The following is a 9,056-nucleotide window of genomic DNA, read 5'->3' as shown; positions in this document are numbered from 1 at the left end:
GCAGGCTCATGCGCTGGGGCTCGACAACGTCGCGGTCGTTCGAGCACGCGCCGAAGAGTGGGCTCCCGCGGAGCCCGTGGACGTCGTTACGGCGCGTGCTGTGAGCGCGCTTCGCACACTGATCCCGATGACAGCTCCACTCGTGCGTCCTGGGGGCAAGCTCATCCTGTTCAAAGGACGTGGCGCCGAGGCGGAGATTGACGCCGCGCAAAAGCAGATCCGCCGATTCGGGCTTACCGACGTCGGGGTGCTGACCCTTGGTGAAGGCGTTCTCGATGAGACGACTCGCGTCGTGCACGCCACGGTGGGTGACTGAGTGTGCGAAGCAATGACGACTGCGAAGCGGATGTTTCACGTGAAACGGTGAGCCGCCACGACCGACCCGGGGTCGATTCGGTACCCGCACATAGAGTAGAGAAGCCCTTGACCCGATCGGAGCGTTTCACGTGAAACACGACGAGGATCCCGCGACGGACTCGTTCTACGACACCCCCTTGGCGCGCGAACTCGCAGACCTCACGGCACGCCGCCGAGCCCTTGACGCTATCCCGCTGGAGTACTCGGGTCGGCGACGGATCTTCACGGTGTCGAATCAGAAGGGTGGGGTCGGCAAGACCACGTCGACCGTCAACCTCGCAGCTGCATTCGCGCACATGGGTGCCACGGTGCTGGTCGTCGACCTCGACCCGCAGGGCAACGCGTCCACTGCGCTCAGCATCCCGCACAATGCGGAGACACCGAGCGTCTACGACGTTCTCGTCGAGGAGCGACCACTGTCAGAGGTCGTCCAGCAGAGCCCTGAGTCCCCCAGGCTCTTCTGTGCTCCGAGCACGATTCACCTCGCGGGAGCTGAGATCGAACTCGTTTCTCTCGTGGCTCGCGAGCGGCGGTTGCGGACAGCACTGGAGAAGTATCTGTCCACGACGGGCGCGGACATCGACATCGTGCTGATCGACTGCCCACCCTCCCTCGGCCTGCTCACCATCAACGCGTTCACCGCCGCCGACGAGGTCCTCATTCCTATCCAGTGCGAGTACTACGCGCTCGAGGGGCTCAGCCAGCTGATGGGAACGGTATCCATGATCCAGAAGCACCTGAACCCCACGCTGGAGCTCTCGACGATTCTCCTCACGATGTACGACGGCCGCACCCGTCTCTCGCAGCAGGTGGCTGATGAGGTTCGTGCGCACTTCGCTGATCAGGTGCTCACCACGGTCATCCCGAGGTCGGTTCGCATCTCCGAGGCGCCGAGCTTCGGGCAGACTGTGATCGCCTACGATGGGCAGTCCGTCGGAGCGGTGGCGTATCGCGAGGCTGCCGTGGAAATCGTCCGGCGTGATCAGCACCCGGATGTCGCGACCGCGGAAGCCGCTGGGATATCTCCGCGCGATCGTGGCACTGAAGAGAGGGACGCGTGATGGCCAAGAGAACAGGGCTTGGGCGGGGAATCGGCGCACTCATTCCCACCACCGATCAGGGCGAGAGCCGCCCCGTCGACGTGTTCTTCCCCGAGGCGGCGCCCGCCGAGGATCTCGTCACGGTGCCGGGAGCCCGGCTGATCCACGTCGATCCGAACACGATCGTTCCGAATCCTCGGCAGCCTCGCACCAACTTCGACCCGGACGAGCTCGCGGAACTCGTCCACAGCGTGCGCGAGTTCGGGGTGCTCCAGCCCGTCGTGGTCCGCGATCGTGGCGATGGCACCTATGAGCTCATCATGGGCGAGCGCCGCACCCGGGCCTCTCGGGAAGCGGGTCTCGACTCGATCCCGGCAATCGTCCGCGATACGGCAGACGAGAACTTGCTGCGAGACGCTCTGCTCGAGAACCTGCACCGCTCGCAGCTCAATCCGCTCGAAGAGGCGTCGGCGTACCAGCAGCTGCTCGAGGACTTCGGCATCACGCAGGAGGAGCTTGCGGGCCGCATCGGGCGGTCTAGGCCCCAGATCAGCAACACGATCCGCCTGCTGAAGCTGCCGATCCCGGTGCAGCAGCGAGTCGCAGCTGGGGTCATCAGCGCCGGCCACGCCCGCGCGATTCTGTCGGTTGAGGGCGAAGCGGCCATGGCTCGGCTCGCCGACAAGATCGTGAACGAGGACCTTTCCGTGCGTGAGGCGGAAGCTGCAGCAAAGGGTGCAGCATCCGCCGGGCGCAAGCCGGCCAAGCCGCAGGCTGGTAGCCGTCGCGGTCACCTCGACGAGCTCGCCGAGCGGCTCGGTGATCGCCTAGACACTCGCGTGAAGATCACCCTCGCTGCCAAAAAAGGGCAGATCAGCATTGATTTCGCTAGCATTCAGGATCTCAATCGCATTCTCGCGGAGCTCGGTGTCGACGGCTTCGGGTCCTGATCATCCACAGCTGGGCAACCCGGGCTCACGGCGACGTACGCTGGAGTCATGACGCGCGAGAATTCGGCCCCGACTCGTCGGGCGAGTCTTGAGCTGTTGCGCGCCGAAGCGGCCGATGAACTGTCGGTTCTGGTCGAGGAAAGGCTGCGAGCGGGCGAGGATCCGTGGGAGTTCATGGAGGATCTCCCCACGGTGGATGAGCTCGTCGTGTTGATGCTTCGCGCCGAGAACATCCTCACGACCGGGTTGCCCTCCACCGGCATCCGGCATTACCGCGTGCTCCGGCAGATAGCGCTCGACTATCCGCCACTCACCCGAGCTGTGTGGCGGCTCCTCGGCTCCTCGCGCCACCGCACCTGGGACGCGCTGCTCCCCGACGTCCCCTGACTCGTACGTGTCAGCTGTCGCGCTGAGCGCAGAAAGACGGATGCCGCAGTTCCGAGGAACCGCGGCATCCGTGTGGTGGCGAAGATCAGCCGATGAACTCGGCCAGATCCTGCTCGAGGGCGTACTTCGGCTTGGCGCCGATGATGGTCGTCTTGACCTCGCCGCCCTGGAAAACCTTCATGGCCGGGATCGAGGTGATCTGATACTTCATCGCGAGATCGGGGTTCTCATCGACGTTGAGCTTGAGAATGGTGATCTTGTCGGGGTGCTCGGCCTGGATCTCATCCAGCACCGGGGCGACCATGCGACACGGGCCGCACCACGCTGCCCAGAAGTCGACAAGAACGGGGCCGTCGGCCTGCAGGACATCTTGGTCCCACGTCGCCGAGGTGGTTGCAGCGGCAGTCATGTGTTCTCCTTCGTCAAAGCTTTCGGTTGTGAAAACGCGTCAGTGGGCGCGATTGTTCCTGGGCAAACCCCGGCGCTCAGGCCAAGGCCTCGCTGGGGACGTCGACAGGCTCGTCAGGCAGCGGGTCGGTGGCGTCCTCGAGCAGGGCGGCGAGGTAGTGCTCAACGTCCAGGGCAGCAACCGCGCCCGATCCGGCGGCGGTGACTGCCTGTCGGTAAGTCGGGTCGATCACGTCACCGGCGGCGAAGACGCCGGGAAGTGACGTGCGCGAGGAGCGGCCTTCGAGCTGGATCGTGCCATCCTCGGTGAGGTCGAGCACGCCATGCACGAGGTGCGTGCGCGGGTCGTGGCCGATCGCGACGAAGATTCCGTCGAGCGCGAGCTCGGAGGTCTCGCCGGTGGTGGTGTCGCGCAGCGTCGCACCGGTCACCTGGTCGCCACCACTGATGTCGATGATCTCGCTGTTCAGGATGAACTCGATCTTCTCGTTCGCGAACGCGCGATCCTGCATGATCTTCGATGCGCGCAGCTCATCGCGGCGGTGAATGATGTACACCTTCGAGGCGAATTTGGTGAGGAACGTCGCCTCCTCCATGGCGGAGTCGCCACCGCCGACCACCGCGATCACGCGCTCGCGGAAGAAGAACCCGTCGCAGGTCGCGCAGTACGAGACTCCGCGGCCCGAGAAGGTCTTCTCACCCTCGATGCCGAGCTTGCGAGGCGCGGAGCCTGTTGCGAAGATCACGGCGTGAGCTTCGTGCACCGCTCCCGACCCGAGGGTCACGGACTTGACCGGGCCGTCGAGTGACGCGGAAACGACGTCGTCGTAGACGATCTCAGAGCCGAATTTTTCTGCCTGGACCTGCATTTTTGCCATGAGGTCTGGACCCATGATGCCTTCGGGGAAGCCGGGGAAGTTCTCGACCTCGGTGGTGTTCATGAGTTCACCGCCGGCTTCGACCGAGCTTGCGATGACGAGCGGCTGGTGCCCACCACGGGCCGCATAGATTGCTGCGGTGTATCCGGCAGGGCCGGACCCGATGATGATGACGTTGCGCATGAGCGACCCTTCGTTGCGGTTCCGGATGCTTCAACACATGCTATCCGCGCGGCATTCCCCGGGTCCGGTGGCCTGGAGTGTCGTTCACCGTTCGGAGGAGAGACGTTCACCGTCGAGAGATGATCCGCCGGATGGTCTGCCATGCCGCGGTGAGCTCGGGAACGCGCAGCAAAGCGAGGATGCCGATATAGACCGCCAGGGCGACGACGCCGATCAGAGCCGAGCCGAGTGCGCCGGTGAACTGATTCTGGAGCATCCAGCTGGTTTCAGCGCCGGACAGAAGGTACACACCCCAGCCGACCAGTCCGGCTGGCACGGCAGCCGCGGCAAAGAGCGCAAGGGACGGCATCCATCGTCTGATTCCGATGCGGGAGAGGCGGCGACGGAGGAACCAGGTGGCCAGGGCCAGCTGGACGCACACCGCGATGGACTGGCCGAGGGCGATGCCGGCGGTGACGAACGCTGTCGGCAGGTTCAGTGCGAGCACCGCCGTGATGATGACGATGCTCGCCTGCACGAGGGTGAAGAAGAACGGGGTTCGGGTGTCGTTGTAGGCGTAGAAGACGCGCCCGATGATGAACAGCACGGTCTGGGGGATGAGCCCGACGAGGAAAGCGAGCAGCACCCACGACGCATCCACTGCGTAGTCCGCTGTGGTGGTGAAGATTCGGGAGGCCGGTACTGCGGCGGCGGCGAGGACCGCGGTGGAGATCACCATGAACAGGCCGAGAAGACGGATGCTGCGCGCGATGTCGGCGCGGACCTCTTCGTCTCGGCCGGCGGCTGCGTGCTCGCTCAGCTGCGTGAAGTAGGGGGTACCGATCGACAGGACGAACACCGAGAAGGGCAGCATGTACAGCAGCCACGCGTTGGCGGCGACGGTGGCGGCCGGAGCGTCACCCGACACGACCGACATGATCTGGCTCTGCACGATCCCCGCGACCTGACCGACCACGACCATGAGGAAGGTCCAGCCTGCGAGGCGTCCGATGTTGCGAAGGCCCACGCCTCGCCACGCGAAGTCGGGGCGCAGGTGCAATCCGGCCCGCACCCAAAAGACCATGAGCACGGCCGCCTGCACGACGATGCCGAGGGTGGCGGTGCCTGCGAGCAGCGCGATCATCGTCGGTGTCCAGTCGGCGACCTCCGTGACCGGGCCTCCGAAGATCACGATGAAGACACCGAAGCCCGCGATCGAGATGACATTGTTGGCGATCGGCGCCCACGTGAACGGGCCGTAGACGCGCCGGGCATTGAGAATCTCGCCGAGGAGGGCGTAGAGCCCGTAGAACAGCAGCTGCGGGATGCACCAGTAGGCGAACGCGGTAGCGAGAGCCAACTGGTCGGGCGTGAACTGTGACGCGTACAGCTGCACGAGCAGGGGAGCTGCGATCGTGCCGATGGCAGTGGTCGCAACGAGCGCGACGGTGCCGAGAGTGAACAGCTTCGAGATGAACGCGCGACCGCCGTCGGCATGCGCGGCGGCCTGCACGATCTGTGGCACGACGACCGCTGTCAGCAGGCCCGTCGAGATGATCGCGTAGAGGTTGTTGGGCAGCTGGTTCGCGATTGTGAAGGCGTCGGCTGCGCGGCTGCCCACGGAGCCGACGGCTGCGACCAACACGACCGAGCGAAGAAACCCGGTGAGCCGCGACACGAGCGTACCGGCGGCGATGAGGGTGCTCGCACGCCCAATGGAACTCACGACTGCTCCTCCGCTGCGGTGCTGTCGGCATCCGTCGCAGCCTGAGCATCGTCTGTTTCGGGGCCCTCTGCTTTAGGGCCCTCTGCTTCAGGGCGGCGACGGATGCGACGGACCGTTCGGACCGCGCCGATAGCGAGGAACGCAGCCGCTAGAACCGACAGGATGACCAGACCGATCGTCTCCCAGTCGGCGCGCACGTTGACTTCCAGTGACTGGTCGTCTCCGATGGGCACGCCGGTCGGGCTTGTCAGCGACAGATCAACTTCGACGGTTCCGCTGCCAACCCGCGCCTTCACCGGGAGCGAGGCCCGCGTGCTCTGCTGCGGACCGATCTCGACATCGATGCTCTCCGTGACCTCCAGCCGCAGGTCGTCGCTGTGGGCGTGCAGGGTGACGGTGACGGGATAGGGCAGGTCATTCTTGATGCCCACGGGGATCTCGGCGTCGGCGGCGACCAGCTGAATCGGGCTCGGCGGCAGGATCGCAACCGACGACAGGGTCGCCTGGGTTGCAGCGGCGTGGGTATCGAGGGCTTCCTCCCACGCGTCATCCTGCCCGGCCCAGCCGAGGCTCAGGAGCTGCAGGATCTCCGCGCGTTCGCCCCCTGTCAGCAGCGATGGCTCGGCGATGACACTCGCGAAAGACTCGATGCGCTGCTCGCCGGACAGCAGCGCCGGCACGGCCTCGACCCGGGCTGTCGCGAGAGGCTCGTCGGCGATGGAAACCTCGCTCGGTTCGCTGCCGATAAGGGCGCTGAGTCCGCGCGGCTGGGCACCCGGCAAGGTCCGAGCGCCGTCAATGGCCGCACGCAGGGCGACGGCAGTGCGGGTCGGGTCGCGCTGGAGCGCAACGACCGTCGTCGTTCCGGTCAGCGGGAGAGTCTCGAGGGCGGATGCCTCGGCGAGGGATGCCGCGCGGTCCAGGGCATCGGGGCTGGCGGCGGCCGCTGACAGTGCAGCGCTCACGTCGGCGTCGGCGACGAGTAGTCCGGCATCGCCTGCGCGGGCATGCGCCGCGGGCGAGGAGGTCGCGACGGCTGTCGTGTCGGTGAGCGTCAGCGCGCCACCGGTGCCGAGCGCCGCGACGACATCGGCAGTTACCGCGTCGGGCCACCAGATGTCAGTCGTTGCGCCGACGTCCAGCAGCTCGTCGAGCGTGGGGAGCCGGGACTCGTCATCCGTGTCGGATTCGGACGGAGCCGTAGAGCCGGTGGGTGTCGGCTCGGGGTCGTTGCCCGAGAGGCCGGCGGGGTCGATGTATGCGGCGAGCGAGGTCGGCGCCAGCGGCGGCACCACCCCGGCGGCGACCTGGGCGGAGGGGTCGGCGTCGCCGAACTGCAGTGCGAACCGATCGTTGGGCAGCGCCTCGAAACGTGCGAGCCAATCGCGTGCGGTCGCCGGGGCGGTAGTGCCGAGCACCCGGATCGCAGCAACGATGGCGGGGTCGATCGCGATGATGGCGTCAGTGCCCTGCACCCCGGTGAGTGCTGCCGTCAGTGCGCCGTCCTCAGCCGTCAGTGACGCCAGTACCTCGGCGCTGAGCAGACCTCGTCCCGTCGGCGGGGCCGTGATCGGCACGATGACCGCGACATCCGCGGCGGCCCCGGTGGGGACGACGAACACTGACGCCGACTGCAGGGTCCGCCCCGCAACCGTGACGCTCGCGAGCACGGGATACACGCCCGGGGCTCGGTCGGTGAGCACTGGGTCGCTTGCCAGGACGCGCACGATGGCGCTTGCTCGCTCGCCGGCCGCGGCAGGGTCGAGCGAGGCGGTGCCGACGATCGTCGGCGCGCGCTCGCTACGGGGGGAGGTGAGCCAGTTGCCGACCTCTGCCCGTGTGGACAGGGGTTCCGTGCCAATCGCGACCGTCGCCTGGGTGGCGGGCAGCGGCGCCGAACCTGCCGTGAGACCGAGAGAGATGGCCAGCGAGTCGCCGGGTGAGACGACACCGCCGCCGAGTGAAGCGGCCACGAGCTGCGGATCAACGGCTGTTGCGGTCGGGGCCGGCGTTGCTGCCGCAGCGGCCGGCGCGGCATCCGTCGTGAGCCCACCGGCTGCGAGAAGAACCCCGATCACGACCGTTGTCGACAGGCGCCGGACGAGTCGTCTCAGACCGGTGCGGCGGCGCGGCACAGGGTGGCCGGGGGGCACGGATGCGGGGAGCGGGGTGGGCGCGGTCATGTCGTGTCGCGGGACGACCGCTGTTCGTGCGGATCCCGCCGGAATTCTACGGTCCGCGGCTCGGAGCATCCCGCAGGCCGTCCGCGCTTGAATGGATCCGTGACGATGCCCCTTCATCCCGACCCCACAATCTGCGCCGCCCTGGCCTCTGACCTCACCGCGGCCGGATTCACCGCTGAGGCCCTGCGCAACGCCTGGGGACCTGTCGGTGATGCCGCGATCGGGCGTGGGCTGCGCGGACCAGCGATCCGTGCGCTCGCGGGACGCGACGACGCTCTTGCGACGCTCGCGCGCATGCTTGGACTCGGGATGCCGCAGCCGGTGACCGCCGTCGATGCCGCGCTCCCGCGCACCGGCGTGGCAGGACTCGTCTTGCTCGGCCTCGCCGCGATCGACGGTGACACTGCCAGGCCGATCGCCCTCATCAGACCGCAGGAGTGGAGCGGCGAGGCGGATGCCGGTGCCGGCGAGTGGTGGATCGCGAGCGACCTCGACGAAGCGGCCCTCGAGGGCGCGTTGCCGACCGACCATGTGCTCGGAGTCGGTGGAGCGTCGCTGACCCTGGCGGGCCTGCAGCTGCCTGCGCCGACGGGGCGCGTGCTTGACCTCGGCACCGGATGCGGCATCCAGGCCCTTCGTGCCCGCCTCTACGCCGACGAGGTCGTCGCCACCGACATCTCGACCCGCGCGCTGGGATTCGCCAGCCTCACTGCCGCGCTCAACGGCGTCGACGGCCTCGAGGTGCGCCACGGCAGTCTCTTTGAGCCGGTCGCCGGTGAACGGTTCGACCGTGTGGTCTCCAATCCGCCGTTCGTCATCACGCCCCGCGGTGCGACCGCCGGAGGTATCTCGGTTCCCGCCTACGAATACCGCGACGGTGGTGCGGTCGGGGACGATCTCGTGCGGCAGGTCGTCACCGGAGTGGCCGGCGTGCTCGCCGACGGCGGCATCGCGCAGTTCCTGGG

General features: G+C 67.2%; 9 protein-coding genes. 5 read left to right on the top strand and 4 right to left on the bottom strand.

Annotation, left to right across the window (positions count from 1 at the left end):
- The 4 genes from Q1V87_RS12930 to Q1V87_RS12915 form a co-directional block, all read left to right on the top strand.
- Positions 1-316: RsmG family class I SAM-dependent methyltransferase (locus Q1V87_RS12930; RefSeq protein ID WP_300593600.1), on the top strand; the 316-nt coding region annotated here is incomplete at its 5' end.
- 130 nt (positions 317-446) lie between these two features.
- Entirely contained in the window at positions 447-1,418 is a 972-nt protein-coding gene (locus Q1V87_RS12925; protein WP_300593597.1) for an AAA family ATPase, read from the top strand.
- Positions 1,418-2,347: a ParB/RepB/Spo0J family partition protein gene (locus Q1V87_RS12920; RefSeq protein ID WP_300593594.1), complete on the top strand. Its 930-nt coding sequence runs from the start codon at positions 1,418-1,420 to the stop codon at positions 2,345-2,347. Before Q1V87_RS12925 ends, Q1V87_RS12920 begins: the two co-directional genes overlap by 1 nt.
- A gap of 48 nt (positions 2,348-2,395) precedes the next feature.
- Positions 2,396-2,734, top strand: coding sequence for a tryptophan synthase subunit alpha (locus tag Q1V87_RS12915; RefSeq protein WP_300593591.1), 339 nt, complete (start codon positions 2,396-2,398; stop codon positions 2,732-2,734).
- An 85-nt stretch (positions 2,735-2,819) separates the two neighbouring features.
- Here Q1V87_RS12915 and trxA read toward each other — a convergent pair whose 3' ends face one another.
- The 4 genes from trxA to Q1V87_RS12895 all read right to left on the bottom strand — a co-directional run bounded on the left by trxA (position 2,820) and on the right by Q1V87_RS12895 (position 8,091).
- The gene (gene trxA / locus Q1V87_RS12910) at positions 2,820-3,143 is read right to left on the bottom strand and encodes a thioredoxin (protein ID WP_292712659.1); all 324 of its coding nucleotides are present in this window, start codon (positions 3,141-3,143) and stop codon (positions 2,820-2,822) included.
- Between the two features lie 76 nt (positions 3,144-3,219).
- A complete protein-coding gene (trxB, locus tag Q1V87_RS12905) occupies positions 3,220-4,203 on the bottom strand; it encodes a thioredoxin-disulfide reductase (RefSeq protein WP_300593587.1) in 984 nt (327 codons plus the stop codon).
- 106 nt (positions 4,204-4,309) lie between these two features.
- Positions 4,310-5,908 carry a murein biosynthesis integral membrane protein MurJ gene (murJ, locus tag Q1V87_RS12900; RefSeq protein ID WP_300593584.1) on the bottom strand — a complete coding sequence of 533 codons (1,599 nt, stop codon included), beginning with the start codon at positions 5,906-5,908 and terminating at the stop codon, positions 4,310-4,312.
- Complete coding sequence (locus Q1V87_RS12895) at positions 5,905-8,091, bottom strand: DUF6049 family protein (protein WP_300593581.1); 2,187 nt, start codon at positions 8,089-8,091, stop codon at positions 5,905-5,907. Before Q1V87_RS12895 ends, murJ begins: the two co-directional genes overlap by 4 nt.
- A gap of 105 nt (positions 8,092-8,196) precedes the next feature.
- Here Q1V87_RS12895 and Q1V87_RS12890 point away from each other — a divergent pair.
- Positions 8,197-9,056: class I SAM-dependent methyltransferase (locus Q1V87_RS12890; RefSeq protein WP_300593603.1), on the top strand; the 860-nt coding region annotated here is incomplete at its 3' end.

Source organism: Microbacterium sp. (assembly GCF_030149085.1).
GTDB lineage: Bacteria > Actinomycetota > Actinomycetes > Actinomycetales > Microbacteriaceae > Microbacterium.
The sequence above is the reverse complement of the archived record's forward strand: the minus strand, read 5'-3'. Positions and strand labels throughout refer to the sequence as shown.

Bases quoted from the DNA above. Each gene is read 5' to 3' on its own strand.
- Q1V87_RS12920 (WP_300593594.1), top strand. From the start codon at position 1,418: ATGGCCAAGAGAACAGGGCTTGGGCGGGGAATCGGCGCACTCATTCCC.
- Q1V87_RS12895 (WP_300593581.1), bottom strand. From the start codon at position 8,091: ATGACCGCGCCCACCCCGCTCCCCGCATCCGTGCCCCCCGGCCACCCT.
- Q1V87_RS12915 (WP_300593591.1), top strand. From the start codon at position 2,396: ATGACGCGCGAGAATTCGGCCCCGACTCGTCGGGCGAGTCTTGAGCTG.
- trxA (WP_292712659.1), bottom strand. From the start codon at position 3,143: ATGACTGCCGCTGCAACCACCTCGGCGACGTGGGACCAAGATGTCCTG.
- trxB (WP_300593587.1), bottom strand. From the start codon at position 4,203: ATGCGCAACGTCATCATCATCGGGTCCGGCCCTGCCGGATACACCGCA.